This window comes from Bradyrhizobium sp. GW821-FHT12B03 (genome assembly GCF_058807535.1).
Genome location: NZ_JBXAQU010000005.1, coordinates 152,553 through 173,305 on the forward strand (window position 1 = coordinate 152,553; position 20,753 = coordinate 173,305).

Consider the following 20,753-nt stretch of genomic DNA (forward strand, 5'->3'; position numbering starts at 1 on the left):
CTCAGGATTTGTCGAACTTCTTGACGACGTCGGCCCATTTCTCGATGTCGCCGCGCAGGAACTTGTCGAATTCCTCCGGCGTCATCGACATGGGCACGGCACCCTGCGCGGTCCAGAGTTTTATGATGTCGGGTCGCTTCACCATTGCGTTTACGGCGGCATTGAGCTTGTCGATGACGGGCTTTGGCGTGCCGGCTGGTGCCATCAGGCCGAGCCAGATCGTCGCTTCATAGCCTGCCACGCCGGCTTCGCCGGCGGTCGGCACGTTCGGCAGCACCGTTGAGCGCTGCTTGCCGGTGGTGGCGAGCGCGCGGACCTGGTTCTCGGCGACGTTCGGCGCCATCGCCGTCACCGCGTCGATCATCATCTGCACCTGTCCGCCGATCACGCCGCTGCGCGCTTCGCCGCTGTTGCGGTAGGGCACGTGGACGACGTTGATGCCGGCCATCGCTTTGAACAGCTCGCCGGCCATGTGATAGGGCGTGCCCTGGCCGGAGGAGGCGTAATTCAGCTTGCCCGGTTGCGATTTGGCGAGTGCGATGAACTCCTGCAGCGTCTTGGCCGGGACTTGCGGGTTCACCACGATGACCAGATCGGAATAGTTCACCGGCGCGATCGGCGCGAGGTCGCGCATCAGCTCGTATTTGCGTTGGTCCGGCGTCAGCAACGATTCATTCGCGGTCTGGGTGTTGGACATCATCAACAGCGTATAGCCGTCGGCCGGCGACTTCGCCGCTTCGACCGTGCCGATGACGCCGCCCGCGCCGGTGCGGTTCTCGATCACGAAGGGCTGGCCGAAGCTCTCCTGGAGCGCGCTGCCGATCAGCCGGGCCGCGACGTCGGCCGGCCCGCCGGCGCCGAACGGGACGACGATCCGGACGGCGTGGTTGGGATAATCTTGCGCGGAGGAGGGGGCTGCGGCGAATGCGGCGGGCAGGCTGGCCATCAGCGCCAGCACAAATCTTCGGGCTGTCATGCCCACCTCCCTGATGTCGTTTTTGTTGGCAGGTACTCTAGCGGCAGGGGACGCGGGCTGTCGACGCCTCACAAAGTCGATCGTATCGGGAATATCAGCCTGTTTTCGGTGTGGCCGCGCCGCCTTTCGCGGTTCTGGCCGGAACCGGCGGCGCGTTCGATTTGAGCAAATCGCATGGGCATTGTCGGATAAATGCGCTCGGCGGGCTGGTATTTTGGTGTTACGAATTTGGTCATGAACCAGCACGCCAAGATCGAAATCCGCCATTCGACCTGTCCGCATGATTGCCCCTCGGCCTGCGCCCTCGATGTCGAGGTGATCGAGGGCCGCAGCATTGGCCGTGTCCGCGGTTCGAAAAAGCAGACCTATACGGCCGGCGTTGTCTGCGCCAAGGTCGCCCGCTATGCCGAGCGCATCCATCATCCCGAGAGGCTGATGTATCCGATGCGCCGAACGGGCGCGAAGGGCTCCGGCCAGTTCGCGCGCATCTCCTGGGACGAGGCGCTGGACGAGATCGGGCATCGCTTCAACGAGGCCGAGCGCGAGTTCGGCGCAGAATCGATCTGGCCCTATTACTACGCCGGCACGATGGGGCTGGTGATGCGCGACGGCCTCAACCGCCTCACGCATGTGAAGAAATATTCGCGCTTCTATCAGACGATCTGCGCCAATGTCGGCCGGATCGGCTTTGCGATCGGCACCGGCAAGATCGCCGGCGTCGATCCGCGCGAGATGGCGCTGTCCGACCTCGTCGTGATCTGGGGCACCAACCCCGTCAACACCCAGGTCAACGTGATGACGCACGCCGCGCGGGCGCGCAAGGAGCGCGGCGCCAGGATTGCGGCCGTCGATATCTACGACAACGAGACCATGAAGCAGGCTGATATCAAGATCCTGCTGCGGCCCGGCACCGACGGCGCCTTTGCCTGCGGCGTCATGCATGTCCTGTTTCGCGACGGCTATGCCGACCGCGCCTATATGGACAAATACACCGACTGCCCCGCCGAGCTCGAGGCGCATCTGACGACGCGCACGCCCGAATGGGCCTCCGCGATCTGCGGCGTGCCCGTGGCGGAGATCGAGGCCTTTGCGAAAGCGGTCGGCGAGACCCAGCGGACCTTCTTCCGGCTCGGCTACGGCTTCACCCGCTCGCGCAACGGCGCGACGCAGATGCATGCGGCGCTGTGCATTCCCGCGGTGACCGGCGCCTGGCAGTATGAAGGCGGCGGCGCCTTCTTCAACAATTATGCGCTGTGGCACTTCAACGAAGCCATCATCGAGGGCCACGACGCGATCGACCAGACCACGCGCGCCCTCGATCAGTCGAAGATCGGCCGCATCCTCACCGGCGATGCCGAGGCCCTGCTCGGCAAGGGGCCGGTCAAGGCGATGCTGATCCAGAACACCAATCCGATGACGGTGGCGCCGGAGCAGGCGCTGGTCCGGCAGGGCTTTGCGCGCGAGGATCTGTTCGTGGCGGTACACGAGCAGTTCATGACCGAGACGGCGCAGATGGCCGACATCGTGCTGCCGGCGACCATGTTCATGGAGCACGACGACCTCTATTACGGCGGCGGCCACCAGCACATCTCGGTCGGACCCAAGCTGATCGATCCGCCCGGCGAATGCCGGTCCAACCACCAGGTGTTGCAGGCGCTGGCGTCGCGGCTTGGCGCCAGCCATCAGGGTTTCGAGATGACGCCGCGCGAACTGATCGACGCGACGCTGAAGCTCAGTAACCACGGCGACATCGCCGGCCTCGAAGCCGACCTCTGGCGCGACCTGCAACCGGATTTCCGCACCTCGCATTATCTCGACGGCTTTGGCCATGCCGACAAGAAGTTTCACTTCAAGGCGGACTGGGCTCATCCGCCGTTCGGCCAGACGATGGGCGACGTCGACCGGATGCCGTCGTTGCCGGACCACTGGGCGGTGATCGAGCACGCCGACCAGACCCATCCGTTCCGGCTTGCCACCAGCCCCTCGCGCAGCTTCCTCAACACCACCTTCAACGAGACGCCGTCTTCGCAGGCGCGTGAAGGCAAGGCGAGCGTGATGATCCATCCGCTGGACGCAGCCGCGCTCGGCATCGCCGACGGCGAGGCCGTGACGCTCGGCAACACCCGCGGCGAGACCACGCTGATTGCGACCTTGTTCGAGGGCGTGCGGCGCGGCGTCCTGATCGCGGAGTCCGTTCATCCGAACAAGAATCATGTCGGCGGCCGCGGCATCAACATGCTGACGGGTGCCGAAGCGGTGGCGCCGATCGGCGGCGCTGCATTCCACGACAATAAGGTCTGGATCAGGAAAGCGGCTGCTGCCTAAGGCGTGCACTCCGTGACGCCGTAGCCCGCAAACTCCTTCGCGATGTTGGGATCCATGGATTTCGCCAGCGCGATGTCGTTCGCGCCGTCGCCGCCGCTCTTGCGGGTGGCGATGCCGCGGCCGAACAGCGAGGACGAGGAGCGCGGATTGCGCTGGATCGCGTCGGTGTAGTCCTTGATCGCGTCCGCGGTTCGGCCGAGCTTGAGGTTGACGAGCCCGCGGCTGTCGAAGGCATCGCTCAAGCCGGGATCGAGCTGAAGCGCCAGATTGCAGTCGGCGAGCGCGCCTTGCAGGTCGCCGGTCGCAGCGCGTGTCCAGCAGCGGTTGTTCAGTGCTTGTGCATCCCTGGGGGAGCGGCTGATCACCGCGTCAAAATCCTGCATGGCGAGCGTGTGGGCGTGCTTGATCGCGTAGACCTGGCCGCGCTTGTAGCGCGAGGTGGTATCGTTGGCGTTGGCCGCGATCTTGCGGCTGAGATCGGCGATGACAGGGTCTCTCGCGAGGTCGTCCGCACTCGGGGTAGGCTCTGCTTGCGGCACTTCGCAGACAGGCTTCTGCGGCGCCGTTTTCTGCGGTTCGGACTTGCTCGGTGCCTGGTCGGACGGCTTGTCGTCGGGCGGTCGCGACACCAGTCCGGCAAACGAGAATTCCGTCGTCAGCGAGGACGACAGCCACGGCACCTGCTCCCGGTTGGTGGCGGCGACCACGCCGTTCTTGGTGTTGGTCAACGCCTGTTCGGCGCTGATGTTCGGCGCGCGCATCTCGCGCAGCAGCTCGGCCACGAACAGGCTGCGATCGGTCTTGCCGGTCGGCGCGACCGCGCCGAGCGCGGTCGAATAGAGCACCAGCGAATTGCTCGGCACGATCGCCGGCGCAAGGCCGGCCGAATAGCGGCGGAAGCGCCGCTCGAACGGGTTGCGGCGGGAGGCGTCGATCAGGGCAATCTTGATCGCGGCACCGCGTGTGTTCATTTCGGCGAGAATGGTGTCGAGGCTGAAGCCGTCGCGCGACACGTCGGGTTCGGCCCAGATCTGCGCGTCGACGGGCAGCAGGTAGGTTTGCCGGTTGGACTGGATGCCGAAGCCGTCGAAGAAGATCAGCGCGACCGCGCCGCGTTCGATGCGGGCATAGAAGCGATCCAGCGCCTGCCGCATCGCGTCGCTCGTGAGGTTCGCCTGCCGGTCGACGATGAAGCCGGCGCGCTTCAACTCGTCGGCGACGGCCTGCGCGTCGTTGGCGGCGTCGTTGAGCACGAATTCGTTGTCGGGGTATTTCGCGTTGCCGATCACCAGCGCGAGTTTTTCCGCATCCGCCGCACGGCCCGCGGTGCCGCCGCACACCGCGATCAGGCCTGCCAGCAGCAATGCAATGGTGGTGCGCATGAAATGGCTCATCGGTGATCAAAATCTCTGGTCAGGATAGAGATCGTGGCCGGTAATTCAATCGGCAAGCGAAGTTGCGCCCACACGCTATGGTGACATCGCGCTGCAGAATGCCCTTGCGCCTGCCGCCCGACCTGCCGCAAATGGCGGCAAAACGGGAGCAAGGAAGCGAGCGTACCATGACCGACACCACAGCCGTCATCTCCGAGAAGCGCGGGCAGGCATTCTGGATCACCATCAACCGGCCGGAGAAACGCAACGCGCTGAACGGCGACGTCATCGCCGGCATCACCAAAGGCTATCGCGACGCACATGACGACAAGGACGTCCGCGTCATCGTGCTGACGGGCGCGGGCGACAAGGCGTTCTGCGCCGGCGCCGATCTGCAGAATTCCGGCGCGGCTTTCGCGATGGATCATTCCAGACCAAATGTCGACTATGCCGATCTGTTACGTTTGTCACAGAACGCCACCAAACCGGCGATTGCGCGGGTCGGCGGCGTCTGCATGGCCGGTGGCATGGGGCTGCTCTGCATGACCGATATGGCGGTTGCCGCCGATCACGTCATCTTCGGCCTGCCGGAGGTGAAGGTCGGCGTATTCCCGATGCAGGTCCTGAGCCTGTTGCAGAGCATCGCCCCGCCGCGCCTCGTCAACGAATGGGCGCTGACCGGCGAGCCGTTCGATGCGAAAGCGGCGCTGGGTGCGGGCCTGCTCAACCATGTCGTGCCTGCGGCCGAGCTCGATGCCAAGGTCGACTGGCTGATCGGCCGCATCGTCGACAAATCCCCGACCGCGATCCGCCGCGGCAAATACGCCATGCGCGCGATCGCCTCGATGTCGTTCGACGAGAGCATCGCCTACACCGAAAGCCAGATCGCGCTGCTGGCGATGACCGAGGACGCGAAAGAGGGCCTGAAGGCGTTCAGCGAGAAGAGGAAGCCGGTCTGGACGGGGCGGTGAGAGAAGGGCTGCTGTTTGATCCGTCATCTTGAGGTGCGAGTGGCGCGGTGCGTCTGGCATCGCGCCGGGAGCCTCGAAGGATGCACGGCCGAGATGGAGCCGGGCCGTCGCCCTTCGAGGGCCGCTGAAGAAGCGGCCACCTCAGGGTGACGGTGATGGTTCAATGTGATGCGCTCTGGGACGACTACCCCGCATTTGCCTTCAACCCCGCCGCCTGGATGCCCGCCACCGCGCAGGCCTCGTCATTGTCGGAGGTGTCGCCGGACACGCCGACGGCGCCGAGCAAGGTCGTGCCATCCATGATCAGCACGCCGCCGGGGACCGGCACCAGCGCGCCCTTGGCGATCGTGTTCACCGCATCGATGAAATAGGCCTGCTCCTGGGCGCGCTGATACAGCGCGCGCGAGCCCATGCCCATGGCGAGAGCGCCATAGGCCTTGCCGTGGGCGATCTCGGCGCGCATCAGGCTGGTGCCGTCCTGCGCGGCGGCGATTTTGAGCACGCCGCGCGTGTCGAGAATGGTGACGACCAGCGGCTTGAGCTTCAGCTCGGTGGACTTGGCGAAGGCGGCGTCGAGGATCTTGCGGGCAGTGTCGAGCGTGAGGTCAGCCATGGCTGGGTTCCTTTTCAGTGAGAGACGTGGAATTCGTTTCGGCGCGATCGAGGCTCATCGCCAGCACGCGCGCGACGTGAAGCGCCTCGCGCTTGGTGCCGTCGTGGATCTGGTGCCGACAGGAGGTGCCGTCGGCGACGACCAGCGTCGCCTGGTCGGCGCGTCGCACGGCGGGCAGCAGTGACAGCTCGGCCATCTCGATCGAGGCATCGTAGGTCTCGGCGCCGTAGCCGAAGGCGCCGGCCATGCCGCAGCAGCTGGACTCGATGGTCTCGACCTCAAGGCCGGGCACGAGCCGCAGCACCTGCTCGACCGGCTTGAAGGCGCCGAACGATTTTTGATGGCAATGGCCGTGCACCACGGCCTTCTCGGCGACGGTGCCGAGCGGCAATTGCAGCCGGCCGGCCGCAGCCTCGCGCACCAGGAATTCCTCGAAGGTCAGCGCATGGGCACCGATGGCCTTGGCGTCATCATCCTTGCGCAGCGATGAAAGCTCGTCGCGCAGCGTCAGCAGGCAGCTTGGCTCGAGGCCGACGATCGGCACGCCGCGTGCGGCAAACGGCGCGAAGGCGGCCACCAGCCGGTCGAGCTCGGTCTTGGCTTCATCGACGAGACCGGCCGAGAGGAAGGTGCGCCCGCAGCACAGCGGCCGGCTGCCGCTCACAGGTTTCGGCAAATGCACGCGATAGCCGCCGGCCGCGAGCACGCGCAGCGCGGCGTCGAGGTTTTCGCGCTCATAGATGCGGTTGAACGTGTCGGCGAACAGCACGACCTCGCGGCCGCTTTCCGGACCGACCGCTTCCGCAGGCGGCGCAAACACGTCGCTGCGGAAGGCGGGCAGCGCCCGGCGCGCGCTGATGCCGGCGAGGCGCTCGAACAGCTTTCGCAGCAGCGGGCTATGGTTGCGCAAATTCGCCAGCGGCGCGACGCGCGCGGCGAGGCCGGCGTAGCGCGGCAGGTACCCGACCAGACGGTCGCGCAGCGTCAGGCCGTGGCTGGCGGCGCGCGCGGCCAGCACCTCGATCTTCATCTTGGCCATGTCGACGCCGGTCGGGCACTCGTGGCGGCAGGCTTTGCAGGAGACGCAGAGCTTGAGCGTTTCCATCATCTCGTCGGAGGCGAGCGCATCGGGGCCGAGCTGGCCGGAGATCGCAAGCCGCAGCGTGTTGGCGCGCCCCCGCGTCACGTCCTTCTCGTTGCGCGTCGCGCGGTAGGACGGGCACATCACGCCGCCCTCGAGCTTGCGGCAGGCGCCGTTGTTGTTGCACATCTCGACGGCGCCCTGGAAACCGCCGCCGGCGCCAGGATAGGCCGACCAGTCGAGTTTCGTCTTCAGCTCGCCCACGCGATAGTCGGGCTTGAAGCGGAACAGCGAGCGATCGTCCATCTTCGGCGCATCGACGATCTTGCCGGGATTGAGCACGCCGTCGGGATCGAAGCGGTGCTTCACCTCCCTGAAGTCGGCGACGAGACGCTCGCCGAACATCGCTTCGTGAAATTCCGAGCGCACCAGGCCGTCGCCATGCTCGCCGGAATGCGAGCCCTTGTATTCGCGCACCATGGCGAAGGCCTCTTCGGCGATGGCGCGCATCGCCTTGACGTCCTTCTCCAGCTTCAGGTTCAGCACCGGGCGCACGTGCAGGCAGCCCTCCGACGCGTGGGCGTACATCGTGCCGCTGGTGCCGTGTTTGGCAAACACCTCGTTCAGCCGCGCGGTGTAGTCGGCCAGATGCGGCAGCGGCACGGCGCAGTCCTCGACGAAGGAGACCGGCTTGCCCTCCTGCTTCATCGACATCATGACGTTGAGACCGGCCGCGCGGAAATCGGCAATGCCGCCTTGCAGCGCCGGCTCGGTGATCTCCACCACGCCGCCCCATTTGCGCGTGTCGTTGTTCCAGCCGAAGCCGAGATCGCCCATCAGCTCGCCAAGCTGCTTGAGGCGCGCCAGATTGTCGGCCTGATCTTCTTCAGCGAATTCGACCACGAGGACGGCGTCCGGATCGCCCTTGATGGCAGCCGAGATGATTGGCCTGAACATCGCGATGTCGCGGCCGAGCGCGATCATGGTGCGGTCGACCAGCTCGACCGCGATCGGCTTGAGTTTGACGAGATGCTGGGCCGCATCCATCGCCTCGTAGAAGCTGCCGAAATGGCAGACCCCCAGCGCCTTGTTGCGGATGACAGGCCAGAGCTTCAGCTCGACCTTGGTGGTGAAGGCCAGCGTGCCCTCGGAGCCGACCAGCAGATGCGCCATGTTGTTGGGCGCGTTGCGCGGCACCAGCGCATCGAGATTGTAGCCGCCGACGCGGCGCTGCACCTTTGGGAAGCGTGCCGCGATCTCCTCGGCCTCGCGGGTGCCGAGATCGAGCATGTCGCGGAATAGCGCCCGAGCCTTGTCGCCCGCGTCAACATCGGACAGATCGCGCGAGACCTCGCCGAAGCGGCCGAGCGTGCCGTCGGCGAGGGATGCCTCCATCGACAGCGTGTTGTCGCGCATGGTGCCGTAGCGAAGCGAGCGGCCGCCGCAGGAATTGTTGCCGGCCATGCCGCCGATGGTGGCGCGCGACGCGGTGGAAACGTCGACCGGAAACCACAGGCCGTGCTTTTTGAGCTGGCGGTTGAGGTCGTCGAGCACGATGCCGGGCTCGACCACGCAGGTGCGGTTCGCGACGTCGAGCGACAGGATGCGGTTCAGGTGCTTGGAGAGATCGACCACGAGGCCGTCATTGACGGTCTGGCCGCATTGCGAGGTGCCGCCGCCGCGCGGGGTGACCTTCAGCCCCTCGTCGCGAGCGATCGCCAGGGCCTTCAGGGCCTCGTCCATGCTCCTGGGCACGACCACGCCTGAGGGCACGATCTGGTAGAACGAGGCGTCGGTGGCGTAGCGGCCGCGGCTGAAGGGGTCGAACAGCACGTCGCCGGTCAATTCCGACCGCAGGCGCCGTTCGAGCGAGGAGGCGTTTGTCATCCCTGATCCCGGACTGACCCAGCGAGGCCTATGCCTTGCTGGGTTATTCATTATTGTTTACGACCGATTATATTATGAATTCAAAAGGAGCAAGCCGACCGCCTCAAGGCGAGGTCGGCGCGTCCTCGTGGGGCTCGGTCAGGTGCTCGATGGCGGCCGCCCGCTTGTTGCGCAGGTGCTGGAACAGGATGTCGCTGAGCTCGCTGCCGGCGCGGCGGCGCAGGGCATCGAGAATGGCCTCGTGCTCCCGCATGGCTTCCGCCCAGCGCTGCCGCTTGCGGGCGAAATTGGCGGAGTAGCGGACGCGGCGGATTCGCCCCGCGAAGTTGGCGTAGGAGGTCTTCAGCGTCTCGTTGCGCGCGGCCGCGACGATGCTCTCGTGGATGCGCTGGTTGGTCTGGAAATAGCCGTGCATGTCGCGGTGCAGGTAGTGGCCGTACATCTCGTAATGCAGTTGCTCGATCGCGGTGATTTCCGCATCGGTAATGGCCTCGCAGGCAAGGCGCCCGGCGAGGCTTTCCAGGCCCGCCATGACGTCGAACAGTTCCTCGAGATCGCGCTGGCTGAGTTGGCGCACCCGCGCGCCGCGGTTCGGCAGCAGCTCGATCAGGCCCTCGGCGGCGAGCACCTTCAAGGCTTCGCGCAGCGGCGTGCGGGAGATGCCGAACATCTCGCAGAGCTGCCGCTCGGGAACGCGCGCGCCGTCGGGGATGTTGCCTTCGACCACGTAGTCGCGCAGCCGCAGCAGGATCTCGCCGTGAAGCGAGGCCTCCTGGCGGTCGCCGCCGTTTGCGGCGGGCGGGGTGATCGGAACCCCGGTGTCGGGAATCGTGGATTTCATTTGCAGCACAGTAGTTTGCCCGTTTGGTCGCGTCGACGTCCACAATCGAATACCAAATTTCGATTGAAAGGACAAAAAATGAATGCAAAATAGTCGGCAGAGCCGGCCAGAATCCGCCGACAGGGAGGTTTTTATGCACCAGGGACGCCATTTCCTTCAGATTCCGGGTCCAAGCCCGGTCCCCGAGCGCGTCCTGCGCGCCATGGACATGCCGGTCATCGATCACCGGAGCGCCGAATTCGGCGAGCTCGGCCGCACCGTGTTGGAGGGCAGCCAGACAATTTTCCAGACCAAGGGGCCGGTCGTGATCTTCCCATCCTCGGGGACCGGCGCCTGGGAGGCCGCAATCGTCAACACGCTGTCGCCGGGCGACCGGGTGCTGATGGTCGAGACCGGCCATTTCGCCACCCTGTGGCGGCAGATGGCGGGCCGCTTCGGCATCGAGGTCGACTTCGTGCCCGGCGACTGGCGCCGTGGCGCCGACCCCGCATTGATCGAGGCGAAGCTCACCGAGGACAAGGCGCGCACGATCAAGGCAGTGATGGTCGTGCACAACGAGACGTCGACCGGCGCGACCAGCCGCATCGCCGAGATCCGCGCCGCGATCGACCGCACGGGCCATCCGGCGCTGCTGATGGTCGACACCATCTCCTCGCTCGGCTCGGTCGACTACCGCCACGACGAGTGGAAGGTCGACGTCAGCGTCAGCTGCTCGCAGAAGGGTTTCATGCTGCCGCCCGGCCTCGGCTTCAACGCGATCTCTCAGAAGGCGCTGGCCGCGTCCAAGACCAACAAGATGCCGCGCTCCTATTTCGACTGGGAGGAGATGCTCAAGCCGAACGCCAAGGGTTTCTTCCCCTACACGCCGGCGACCAATCTGCTCTACGGCCTGCGCGAGGCGATCGCGATGCTGCTCGAAGAGGGGCTCGACAACGTTTTTGCGAGGCACCAGCGGCTCGCGGCAGCCACACGCGCCGCGGTCAATCATTGGGGCCTCGAAGTGCTCTGCCAGGAGCCTTCAGAATTCTCACCGGTACTGACGGCGGTGTTGATGCCGCCGGGCCATGATGCCGATCAGTTCCGCAAGATCGTGCTCGACAATTACAACATGTCGCTCGGCTCGGGCCTCTCCAAGGTCGCCGGAAAGGTCTTCCGCATCGGCCATCTCGGCGAATGCAATGCGCTCACGCTGCTCGGCGCGCTCACCGGCGTGGAGATGGGCCTGTCGGTTGCGGGCGTGCCGCATCGCTCCGGCGGCGTCGATGTCGCGATGAAGCTGCTGGAGCAGCGCCCGCAGGGCAACGCCTCGCCGCACCTGAAGGTGGTCGGCACCTAGATCGCGCGGGACACGCGGACGGCAATCATAAAAAGACAATCAGGGAGGGTGGAGATGGGTATCAGGTTCAAGGCGACGCACGTCGTGCTGGCGATGCTCTGCGCGATGTATTTCATCACCTATGTCGACCGGGTGAATATCGGCACCGCGGCGGGCGAGATCCAGAAGGAGCTGGGCCTGTCGAACACCCAGCTCGGTCTCGTCTTCTCGGCCTTCGCCTATCCTTATCTCCTGTTCCAGGTGATCGGCGGCTGGGTCGGCGATCGTTTCGGGCCGCGCAAGACGCTGTTCTGGTGCGGCATGATCTGGGCGGCGGCGACCATCATGACCGGCTTCGTCAACGGTCTCTTCGCGCTGTTCATCGCGCGCTTCGCACTTGGCTTCGGCGAGGGCGCGACATTCCCGACCGCGACGCGCGCGATGCAGTACTGGACGCCGGCGAACCGCCGCGGCTTCGCGCAAGGGCTGACCCATTCCTTCGCCCGGCTCGGCAATGCCGTGACGCCGCCCTTGGTGGCTCTCCTGATCCTCTGGCTGACCTGGCGCGGCGCCTTCGTCGTGCTCGGCTTCGTCAGCCTCGTCTGGGGCGTGATCTGGGTCTGGTACTTCCGCAACGAGCCGAAGGAACACGCCTCCATCACTGAAGCCGAGCTTGCGGCGTTGCCGCCGCGCCCGACCGGCGAGCGGCCACGCGTGCCGTGGGGCCCGCTGCTCGGCCGGATGTGGCCGGTGACGCTGACCTATTTCTGCTACGGCTGGTGCCTGTGGCTGTACCTCAACTGGCTGCCGCTGTTCTTCAAGAACAACTACAGCCTCGACATCAAGAACTCGGCCTTGTTCGCCTCCGGCGTGTTTTTCGCCGGCGTGGTCGGCGACAGCGTCGGCGGCGTGCTGTCGGACAAGATTCTCGACCGCACCGGCAATGTCCGCCTGGCGCGGCTCAGCGTCACCGTTGCGGGATTTGCGGGGGCGCTGCTCTCGCTGTTTCCGATCCTGTTCGTCCACGACATCACCGTCGTCGCGCTGTGCCTGTCGGCGGGCTTCTTCTGCGCCGAGCTCGTGATCGGCCCGATGTGGTCGATCCCGATGGACATCGCGCCGAAATATTCCGGCACCGCCTCGGGACTCATGAACACCGGCTCGGCCTTCGCCGCCATCGTCTCCCCGCTGGTCGCGGGCTTTGTGATCGACGCGACCGGCAACTGGTACCTGCCGTTCCTGATGTCGATGGGGCTGTTGCTGCTCGGCGGCGTCTCGGCCTTCCTGATGCACCCGGAGCGGCCGTTCGCGGAGGCCGAGGGGAGGGTGCCGTCCGGAAACGTGGTGGCGGCGGAATAGGGGGCGGCTTCCGGGCCGAGAGCGTTCTTACTGGATAACTGGGGAGACAGCCATGTCGGCTATTGGAGCCTCCCGATCTCGCGCGTAAATTGTAATTGAGCGCAGGGGACGATATCGGGGCCGGCCTTTAGGGATCGAGATCAGTCCTTTGGTTAAGCATCGAATTTATCGCGTCGCAATGCGTGTTGCGCTCGTGGTCCGGTAGGCATTTTGGACAGGCAAAGAGTGGTGAAATATCCTCTCGGCTCACGCAAATCCGGAAGAGGCCGTTTTCAAGAGAGTACTAAGCTCCCGATCGCGACGTATCCCTCATTGTATATGAGACCATTTTGACGGAAGCAGAAAAGAGAGCGGATGATTTCCCCCTGTCGGCCCGCTTACAACCGGATCAGCCGCACCTGATTGCAAGGGTTAGAGCGCTCCGATTGGAAGCAACAGAATTGAGGAGAGTGATCTCAATCGGTTCGTACGGGGATGAAGAGTGTCGCCGGCTCTATAAGCTAGCCAACAATGCGAGCATGACCCTTTATGTCTCGAATCCCGAATTGGCTCAGCGTGCCGGTCTGGGCGATAGCTTTTTTTCAACACTAGTCAGAGACAGGAGGCGGCCGAAGCTTGCGAATTTCCTGCGCGCGTTGACTGCTATCATTGATGTCGCCGATGAGCGGCTCCATGACGTGGATCGTGCTCCAGCTTCTCACACTGAGATGTCCGCTGATGTCAAAATTGGCCAGCGTATCCAGCAGGACCAAGCTGAAATCTTGCGTCTTGCTCAGTCACTTGCTCGCGTGGCGTTAGAAGAAATTGAGAAATTGGACTCCGAACGTCCTAACGAGCCCGATAGGCTTAGCAACTACATGAAGCAGCGTGAGCTTCTGCAAATATTTGCAGATGGGTTCACAAAGATTGCAGCCTCGCTGATTGAACTCGGGACATCTCGTCAACCGAAAAAGCTAACGAAGGCGGCCAAGGTCGTCGAGAGCGTTGGCGAAGGGGTTACTAGATGGTGGCTTAAGAATCAGGACGAGGCCATCGACTGGTCGGTAAGAATACCGTTCCTAACCGGCGGCGTGGCGGCGCTAGGATGGGCCGGTGCGAATATGACCGTCGGTACCACAGTCATTGCCGCCTTGGTTGGCGGCAGCAAAGTATTTGACGTGGTCAGCAAGCGCGCACGAGGGAGCGGAAAAAAATAGTCTCCCGAGGATTCTTCGTACAGGCCAACGTAGATACTTGTGCGCTGCGGTAGGCCGTCCAGGCCGGCCCCAGCCCTGCTTCTTGTGCATTGACGATACCCTCCCGAGAGGGGACAAGCCGGTCAAATGGTGCTATTCGGCGGCCATCAAAATCAAGGCAAGACCGGGAAGGACGCCGATGACCGTGCATACTGGAAGGCATTTCCTACAGATTCCAGGACCGACCAACGTGCCCGACCGGGTGCTGCGGGCGATGGACATGCCGACGCTGGACCACCGCGGTCCGGAGTTCGCCGAGCTCGGTTTCGCCGTGCTTGCCGCGATGCAGCGTGTGTTCCGCACCAAGCAGCCCGTGATCATCTTCCCCTCGTCCGGCACCGGCGCCTGGGAAGCGGCGATGGTCAACGTGTTTTCGCCCGGCGACAAGGTCCTGATGTGCGAGACCGGCCAGTTCGCCGTGCTGTGGCGCGGCATCGCCGACAAGTTCAAACTCGACGTCGACTTCATCCCGGGCGACTGGCGCCATGGCGCCGACCTCGCCGAGATCGAGCAGCGGCTCGTCGCCGACAAGCAGCACAAGATCAAGGCGGTCTGCGTCGTGCACAACGAGACCTCGACCGGCTGCGTGACGCCGCCCGCGGAAGTGCGCAAGATCCTCGACCGCACAAAACATCCGGCGCTGCTGATGGTCGACACCATCTCCGGCCTCGGCTCGATGGAGTATGAGCATGACGCGTGGGGCATCGACGTCTCGGTCGCCGGCTCTCAGAAGGGCCTGATGCTGCCGCCCGGCCTCGGCTTCAATGCCGTCTCGGAGAAGGCGCTTGCGGTCGCCAAGGCCAACCCCGGCATGCGCTCCTACTGGGACTGGCAGGAGGTCATCTCCTTCAACAAGCTCGGCACCTTCCCTTATACGCCCGCGACCAATCTGCTCTACGGCCTGCGTGAAGCGGTCAAGATGCTGGAAGAGGAGGGGCTGGAGAACGTCTGGTCTCGCCACAAGCGCCACAGCGCGGCGACGCGTGCCGCGGTCAAGGTCTGGGGCCTGGAGACGCAGTGCGCCGACCCCGCCGCGCATTCGCCGGCGCTGACCGGCGTACGCGTGCCCGAGGGGCACGATGCCGACGCCTTCCGCAAGGTGGTGCTGGAAAACTTCGACATGTCGCTCGGCACCGGCCTGAACAAGGTCAAGGGCAAGGTGTTCCGCATCGGCCATATCGGCCATTTCAACGATCTGATGCTGATGGGTACGCTCGCCGGCGTCGAGATGGGCCTGGATCTTGCAAAGATCCCGCACCGGAGCGGCGGCGTGTTGGCGGCCATGGACGTCCTGAAGGGACGCGACGTGGTGCCGATGGCCAAAGCCCAGGTCGCTTGAACGCTCAGGTGGCCTGAAGTAACTCCTGTGAACTGAAAGAACGCGCGATGAACGCACCGACGACGACCAACGAAGACCTGCTCTACTCCGTCACGGACGGCATCGCGCGGATCACCTTCAACCGCCCGCAGGCGCGCAACGCAATGACCTTCGCCATGTATGACCGCATGGCGGAGATCTGTCAGGAGATCAACGCCGACCGCTCGATCAAGGCGCTGATCCTGACCGGCGCCGGTGACAAGGCGTTCGCCTCCGGCACCGACATTTCCCAGTTCCGTGCGTTCAAGACCGCGCAGGACGCGCTCGACTACGAGGCCCGCATCGACCGCGTGCTCGGCACGCTCGAACAGTGCCGCGTGCCCGTGATCGCTGCGATCGCCGGGGCCTGCACCGGCGGCGGCGCCGGCATTGCGGCCTGCTGCGACCTCCGCATCGGGACTGAGACGACGCGGATCGGCTTTCCGATCGCGCGCACGCTCGGCAACTGCCTGTCGATGTCCAACATCAGCCGCGTCGTCTCGCTGGTCGGACCTGCGCGCACCAAGGATATGATCTTCAAGGCGCGTCTGGTCGAGGCGCCGGAAGCGCTGGCGCTCGGCCTGCTCACCGAGATCGTCCCGGATGTCGAAACGCTGCAGCGCCGTGCCGACGAGACCGCAAAGCTGGTCGCAAGCCACGCGCCCCTCACGCTCGAGGCGACCAAGGAAGCGGTCCGCCGTATTCGCCGCACGCTGTCGCGCGAAGAGGGCGAGGACCTGATCCTCAAGGCCTATATGAGCGAAGATTTCCGCGAGGGCATGGACGCCTTCCTCAACAAGCGCACGCCCGTCTGGAAGGGCAGGTAACGCAGGTCTTTTGCCTTTTTGCGCCGCTGGTCGATGCGGTGCAAACAGGCGGACGCGATCGCCGACGTCAATCGTCGGCCGCCCAGCCCGGCTTCGATTGTCGCAAATCTGTCAAGCGGTTCCGTGCTCCGGAACCGCAGTTGCGTGTGTGCGTGCGCGCCTGCGCGTTCACGTTGACGGCGCGACGAGCTCGGGCATAAGATCGTGGAGGTTGCATTCCACTGTCTCGTTTTTTGAGACAGCGGATCGGCCGGGTGATTTGAGGCCCGTCGAATTGGGCAACTTGGATTGTGTGAAGCGTCCCGGCCGATCTACGGAAGCCGGTGTCATTGAACTGAAATTGGACTGCAGAAGTAGCGAACTAGTTTTCGACGACGCGAGCCGCGCCAGAAATTTCATTGCTGCTGACCATCCCGACGCCAGGCACGGCCTTGCGAACACGCCAAAGCTCTTAAGCCGAGAACCCTAGGCCAAGACCCCAAAGCCAAGACCCTTACCGGGAATCTTGAGTCAAGACCGTCGAGTCACGTCTGATTTCTCAGACCGATTAGTCACGTCGCCGCGCCGCCATGCGGCGGCGCCTTCATGGCAACGCAGGCAGGGATTTTTCCATGACCAACCACACGCCGGTTTTCACCTCGTCATCCGCGACGGGCAGCTTCACCGAATTTGCCAACCTCAACGATTCAACGACGCTGCACACGCTGTCGGGAACGATGAGCTTCAAGGACAGCGACAAGACCGACACCCATACGACGACCGCGACGCTGCATTCCGCGGCGGTATCGGGCGGAACGGTCGTTCCTGCGGCCTCGCTGGCGCATTTCCAGACCGCGATGCAGTCGCAGATTCTCAGTGATTCAAACGGCAACGGCCAGCTCAAATGGAGCTTCAGCGACCAGGACCAGGATTTCGATTTCCTCGCCAAGAACCAGACGCTGGTCCTGGTCTACGACGTCAAGGTCGCCGACAACCATGGCGGCTTCGCGATCCAGACCGTCAAGATCACCATTACCGGCACCGACGACAAGCCTGTGATCAACATGACGACGGCCGCGACCGTCACCGAGCAGACCAACCAGACGCTGTCGCTTTCGCCCGACACGGTTCACGTCGCGCTCAACTTCACCGACGACGACCTCGCCAACACCGGCCACACCGCGACCGTGACCGGCGTGTCCGCATCCGGCGCTACGGCAGGCCTGCTGCCGGGCCCGTTTGGCAACGCCGAGCTGATGGCGTTCTTCCACGTCGACAACGTCGTCAAGACGTCCGGCTCCTCGACCGGCACCATCAACACCACGTTCTCCGCGCCCGATCTCGCCTTCGACTATCTCGCGGCAGGCCAGCATCTCGACATCACCTACACGATTCAGCTCGACGACCACGCCGGCGGTGTCTCGACCCAGACCGTCACGGTCACCGTGGTTGGCACCAACGACAAGCCGGTGTTCCTGTCGTGCCCGGAATCGGCCGCGCTCGTCGAGGGTGACAACGTCGATCCGGGCGGAAATCTCACCGCCCATGACAGCCTGGTCTTCACCGACATCGATCTCGCCGACGCCCACACCGTCTCGACGACGGTCACCGCGACCCGCTCGGGCGGCGGTGCGATACCCCTGACCAACGCGCAGCTGCTGGCCGCGTTCGGCACCTCGCTCCAGGATTCGACCGGCCATCTGATCGGCGAGGTCGACTGGAGTTTCGCGTTCCCCAATTCCTCCGCCAATTTCCTCAACGGCGGCGAGACGCTCAAGCTCGTCTATCACGTTGCGGTCGACGATGGTCACGGCGGCTTGACGACCCAGGACGTCACCATCACCATCCTCGGCGTCAACGATCCGGTCGTGATCACGAGCGGACCGGAATCCTCCACCGTGGCCGAGCAGGATGCCACCACCGGCTCGTCTGCGCTCGATACGACGCCGACGACCCCCGCGGGCACGCTCGCTTTCACCGACCAGGACACCAGCGACACGCATACGGTGACGGTCACGCTGGACTCGAGCTCCGGGCCGACGCCGCCGGCGGCGACGCAGGCCGATCTCGCCGCGGCGCTGACGACGGTGCTGAACGATTCCACCGGCACCGGCTCTGGCAGCATCGACTGGAATTTTGCGATTCCCGACAAGGACCTCGATTATCTTGCGTTCAACGAGACGCTGACGGTGAACTACATCATCAAGGTCGCCGACGGCTCGACCAATTCGACGCAGACCGTCTCCGTCGTCATCACCGGCGCCAACGACGCGCCGGCGATCACGAGCGGACCGGAATCCGCTTCGCTGTCCGAGCAGCCGGGCGTCACCGGTTCACAGTCGCCGGACACCACGAGCCCGGTGCCGACGGGAACGCTGAGCTTCAACGACGTCGATCTGTCGGACACGCATTCGGTCAGCGTGGTGCTGGATTCGGCGGTGTGGTCGGCCAATGCTTTTGTCGTTCCGGGCCAGACGCTGGTGGACCTCCAGTCGGCGCTCTCCACGGTGCTGCATGATTCCACGGGAACCGGCATCGGCAGCATTGACTGGACTTTCAGCATCGCCGATGCCGATCTCGACTTCCTCAGCGTCGGCGAGACGCTGACGGTGCAATATGACGTCAACGTCTGGGACGGCTTCACCAATTCGACCCAGATCGTCACCGTCACCATCGACGGTGCGGCCGATCCGCTGGTCCTGACACCGGTGACCATTGCCGCATCCGATACGGTCGCCCCCGATGCCGGCACGGCCATCGCAAGCGGTGCCATCTTCGACGTCAACCAGCCGGTCGATCTGAGCACGCCGCGGACCGTCACCGAGGTCAACGGCAGCGCCGCCAATGTCGGCCACTCGGTGGCCGGGGCGCATGGAACGCTGGTGCTCAACACCGACGGCTCCTATGGCTACGTCGCCGATTCATCGGTCGACGCGCTGCTCGCTGGCGACAACGTCACCGACCAGTTCACCTTCACGGTCGATGACGGCCAGGGCCATCAGGCTTCCACCACGCTCACCTTCAACATCGCCGGCGCCAATGACAAGCCGCTGGTTACGGCAGCCAATGTCAGCGGAGCGGTCACCGAGGACGCCGGCCCGCCGGTGATCCTCAACGGCGATTTCGAGACCGGCACACTCGCCAACTGGTCGGCGAGCAGCGGCCTCATCCACGTCGCGCAGCTCGAGTTCGGCGGCAGCTTCGGCCACTATTCGGTCGAGCTCTTGCCGACGAGCGGTCCGGAAACGCTGTCGCAGAACGTCGCGACCACGCCCGGCCAGCACTATTTCGTCAGCTTCGACATCGTGGGCGATCCAGAGGGCTCCAACACGCCGTTCTCCGTCTCGTGGGACGGAGCGACGATCCTGTCGCTTGGTCACGTGCCGGCTGGCATCAACCACTATTCCTTCGATCTCATCGGCGACGCCTCGCTGTCGTCGACGCAGCTGCTGTTTGCCTATGCGGACGATGCCACCGGCATGATCCTGGATTCCGTCAACGTCAGTCCCGCGACGGGACCCGCGACCGAATCGACGGCAGGCTCGCTGTCGTTCTCCGACGCTGAGACGGGGGATACGCACAGCGCGAGCTTCCTGCCGAACGGCAGCGGTTATGTCGGCACGTTCTCGCTCGATCCGGTCAGCGAGGCCGGCGGCACCGGATCCGTCGGCTGGCACTTCACGGTCGACAACGCCGACATCCAGTTCCTGGCGCAGGGGCAGACGCTGACCCAGGACTATCTGGTGACGATCGCCGACAACAATGGCGGATCGACCACGCAGGACATCACCGTCACCATCAACGGCACCAATGACGCGCCGACCGCGACGAGCGAGACGGTCATCACCGATGTCGGCACCGGCGCAACGGTCGAGATCCCCAACTGGGCTCTCGCCTTGAACGACACCGACCCCGACACCATCGACCACCTCTCGCTCGGCAGTATCACGGCGAGCTCCGGCGGCAATGCCGTCAATTTCGGGGATGCCTTCTTCACCGACGACGCGACGCTCGGCGGCTCGTTCAGCTACACGACCTTCGACGGCACGACGACCTCGTCCAACACCGCAACCGCGACCGTCGTCAACAACGCGGCCGGCGCGACCGCGCTGTCCGGCACGGGCGGCGATGACATCCTGATCGCCACCAACGGGACCGAGACGATGAGCGGAGCCGGCGGCAACGACGTCCTGATCGCCACGGCCAGCGGCAATGCCATGGCCGGCGGCGGCGGCAACGACACCTTCGCCTTCCTTCAGCCGTCCGGTCCGAGCGCGATCGGCGACTTCAACAACACCACCGAGCACGATCGCATCGCCGTCTCTGCGAGCGGTTTTGGCGGCGGATTGACGGCGGGGACGGACGTCACGTTCGAGACCTCGGGCGACAATGTGTTCTCGGGCTTCTCCCAGTTCCATTTCGATACGGGTAACCAGACGCTCTATTACAGCGCTGACGGGACGCAAGGCGCGGCGGTCGCATTGGTCAGCGTCCAGAGCGGCGTGCTGCTCAACCAGCACGACATACTGGTCGTGTAGACCGTCGCGACCGGGATCGAGGTTTCAGGCGCGGGCCCCCACGGGGGCCCGCGTCATTTGCGGCGCTGGTCTCATT

14 protein-coding genes are annotated in these 20,753 nt (G+C 64.6%); 8 read left to right on the plus strand and 6 right to left on the minus strand.

Features of this window, described 5'->3' with window-relative positions; translation table 11 throughout:
- Position 1: 1 nt before the first annotated feature.
- The gene (locus AC1RUR_RS12335; protein WP_492844223.1) at positions 2-976 is read right to left on the minus strand and encodes a tripartite tricarboxylate transporter substrate binding protein; all 975 of its coding nucleotides are present in this window, start codon (positions 974-976) and stop codon (positions 2-4) included.
- Positions 977-1,044: 68 nt separating this feature from the next.
- The gene (locus AC1RUR_RS12340; RefSeq protein WP_162137412.1) at positions 1,045-1,212 is read right to left on the minus strand and encodes a hypothetical protein; all 168 of its coding nucleotides are present in this window, start codon (positions 1,210-1,212) and stop codon (positions 1,045-1,047) included.
- Between AC1RUR_RS12340 and AC1RUR_RS12345 the strand changes: the two genes are divergently transcribed.
- Positions 1,211-3,301 carry a molybdopterin oxidoreductase family protein gene (locus AC1RUR_RS12345; RefSeq protein WP_492844225.1) on the plus strand — a complete coding sequence of 697 codons (2,091 nt, stop codon included), beginning with the start codon at positions 1,211-1,213 and terminating at the stop codon, positions 3,299-3,301. The two genes, AC1RUR_RS12340 and AC1RUR_RS12345, sit on opposite strands and share 2 nt — an antisense overlap.
- On the opposite strand, the gene AC1RUR_RS12350 is transcribed toward AC1RUR_RS12345, so the two are convergent.
- On the minus strand, positions 3,298-4,683 hold the full coding sequence (locus AC1RUR_RS12350; protein ID WP_492844227.1) for a caspase family protein: 1,386 nt from the start codon (positions 4,681-4,683) through the stop codon (positions 3,298-3,300). The two genes, AC1RUR_RS12345 and AC1RUR_RS12350, sit on opposite strands and share 4 nt — an antisense overlap.
- Before the next feature lie 179 nt (positions 4,684-4,862).
- Here AC1RUR_RS12350 and AC1RUR_RS12355 point away from each other — a divergent pair, with 179 nt between their 5' ends.
- Complete coding sequence (locus AC1RUR_RS12355) at positions 4,863-5,645, plus strand: enoyl-CoA hydratase/isomerase family protein (RefSeq protein ID WP_492844229.1); 783 nt, start codon at positions 4,863-4,865, stop codon at positions 5,643-5,645.
- Positions 5,646-5,829: 184 nt separating this feature from the next.
- On the opposite strand, the gene AC1RUR_RS12360 is transcribed toward AC1RUR_RS12355, so the two are convergent.
- The 3 genes from AC1RUR_RS12360 to AC1RUR_RS12370 form a co-directional block, all read right to left on the minus strand.
- Positions 5,830-6,258, minus strand: coding sequence for a GlcG/HbpS family heme-binding protein (locus tag AC1RUR_RS12360; RefSeq protein WP_492844231.1), 429 nt, complete (start codon positions 6,256-6,258; stop codon positions 5,830-5,832).
- A complete protein-coding gene (locus AC1RUR_RS12365) occupies positions 6,251-9,226 on the minus strand; it encodes an FAD-binding and (Fe-S)-binding domain-containing protein (RefSeq protein ID WP_492844233.1) in 2,976 nt (991 codons plus the stop codon). Before AC1RUR_RS12365 ends, AC1RUR_RS12360 begins: the two co-directional genes overlap by 8 nt.
- A gap of 103 nt (positions 9,227-9,329) precedes the next feature.
- A complete protein-coding gene (locus AC1RUR_RS12370) occupies positions 9,330-10,067 on the minus strand; it encodes a GntR family transcriptional regulator (RefSeq protein WP_492844234.1) in 738 nt (245 codons plus the stop codon).
- A gap of 133 nt (positions 10,068-10,200) precedes the next feature.
- Between AC1RUR_RS12370 and AC1RUR_RS12375 the strand changes: the two genes are divergently transcribed.
- The 6 genes from AC1RUR_RS12375 to AC1RUR_RS12400 all read left to right on the plus strand — a co-directional run bounded on the left by AC1RUR_RS12375 (position 10,201) and on the right by AC1RUR_RS12400 (position 20,677).
- Positions 10,201-11,403 carry a pyridoxal-phosphate-dependent aminotransferase family protein gene (locus AC1RUR_RS12375; RefSeq protein ID WP_492844235.1) on the plus strand — a complete coding sequence of 401 codons (1,203 nt, stop codon included), beginning with the start codon at positions 10,201-10,203 and terminating at the stop codon, positions 11,401-11,403.
- Between the two features lie 54 nt (positions 11,404-11,457).
- A complete protein-coding gene (locus AC1RUR_RS12380; protein WP_492844237.1) occupies positions 11,458-12,741 on the plus strand; it encodes an MFS transporter in 1,284 nt (427 codons plus the stop codon).
- Positions 12,742-13,070: 329 nt separating this feature from the next.
- Positions 13,071-13,937 carry a hypothetical protein gene (locus AC1RUR_RS12385; protein WP_492844239.1) on the plus strand — a complete coding sequence of 289 codons (867 nt, stop codon included), beginning with the start codon at positions 13,071-13,073 and terminating at the stop codon, positions 13,935-13,937.
- Positions 13,938-14,115: 178 nt separating this feature from the next.
- The gene (locus tag AC1RUR_RS12390) at positions 14,116-15,315 is read left to right on the plus strand and encodes a pyridoxal-phosphate-dependent aminotransferase family protein (RefSeq protein WP_492844241.1); all 1,200 of its coding nucleotides are present in this window, start codon (positions 14,116-14,118) and stop codon (positions 15,313-15,315) included.
- A 47-nt stretch (positions 15,316-15,362) separates the two neighbouring features.
- Positions 15,363-16,160, plus strand: a complete 798-nt coding sequence (locus AC1RUR_RS12395; protein WP_492844243.1) for an enoyl-CoA hydratase/isomerase family protein — start codon at positions 15,363-15,365, stop codon at positions 16,158-16,160.
- 611 nt (positions 16,161-16,771) lie between these two features.
- Entirely contained in the window at positions 16,772-20,677 is a 3,906-nt protein-coding gene (locus AC1RUR_RS12400) for a beta strand repeat-containing protein (protein ID WP_492844246.1), read from the plus strand.
- The last annotated feature ends 76 nt before the right edge of the window (positions 20,678-20,753 follow it).

Bases quoted from the DNA above. Each gene is read 5' to 3' on its own strand.
- AC1RUR_RS12340 (WP_162137412.1), bottom strand. From the start codon at position 1,212: ATGACCAAATTCGTAACACCAAAATACCAGCCCGCCGAGCGCATTTAT.
- AC1RUR_RS12395 (WP_492844243.1), top strand. From the start codon at position 15,363: ATGAACGCACCGACGACGACCAACGAAGACCTGCTCTACTCCGTCACG.
- AC1RUR_RS12390 (WP_492844241.1), top strand. From the start codon at position 14,116: ATGACCGTGCATACTGGAAGGCATTTCCTACAGATTCCAGGACCGACC.
- AC1RUR_RS12375 (WP_492844235.1), top strand. From the start codon at position 10,201: ATGCACCAGGGACGCCATTTCCTTCAGATTCCGGGTCCAAGCCCGGTC.
- AC1RUR_RS12355 (WP_492844229.1), top strand. From the start codon at position 4,863: ATGACCGACACCACAGCCGTCATCTCCGAGAAGCGCGGGCAGGCATTC.
- AC1RUR_RS12345 (WP_492844225.1), top strand. From the start codon at position 1,211: ATGAACCAGCACGCCAAGATCGAAATCCGCCATTCGACCTGTCCGCAT.
- AC1RUR_RS12350 (WP_492844227.1), bottom strand. From the start codon at position 4,683: ATGCGCACCACCATTGCATTGCTGCTGGCAGGCCTGATCGCGGTGTGC.
- AC1RUR_RS12360 (WP_492844231.1), bottom strand. From the start codon at position 6,258: ATGGCTGACCTCACGCTCGACACTGCCCGCAAGATCCTCGACGCCGCC.
- AC1RUR_RS12365 (WP_492844233.1), bottom strand. From the start codon at position 9,226: ATGACAAACGCCTCCTCGCTCGAACGGCGCCTGCGGTCGGAATTGACC.
- AC1RUR_RS12400 (WP_492844246.1), top strand. From the start codon at position 16,772: ATGACCAACCACACGCCGGTTTTCACCTCGTCATCCGCGACGGGCAGC.
- AC1RUR_RS12335 (WP_492844223.1), bottom strand. From the start codon at position 976: ATGACAGCCCGAAGATTTGTGCTGGCGCTGATGGCCAGCCTGCCCGCC.
- AC1RUR_RS12370 (WP_492844234.1), bottom strand. From the start codon at position 10,067: ATGAAATCCACGATTCCCGACACCGGGGTTCCGATCACCCCGCCCGCC.
- AC1RUR_RS12380 (WP_492844237.1), top strand. From the start codon at position 11,458: ATGGGTATCAGGTTCAAGGCGACGCACGTCGTGCTGGCGATGCTCTGC.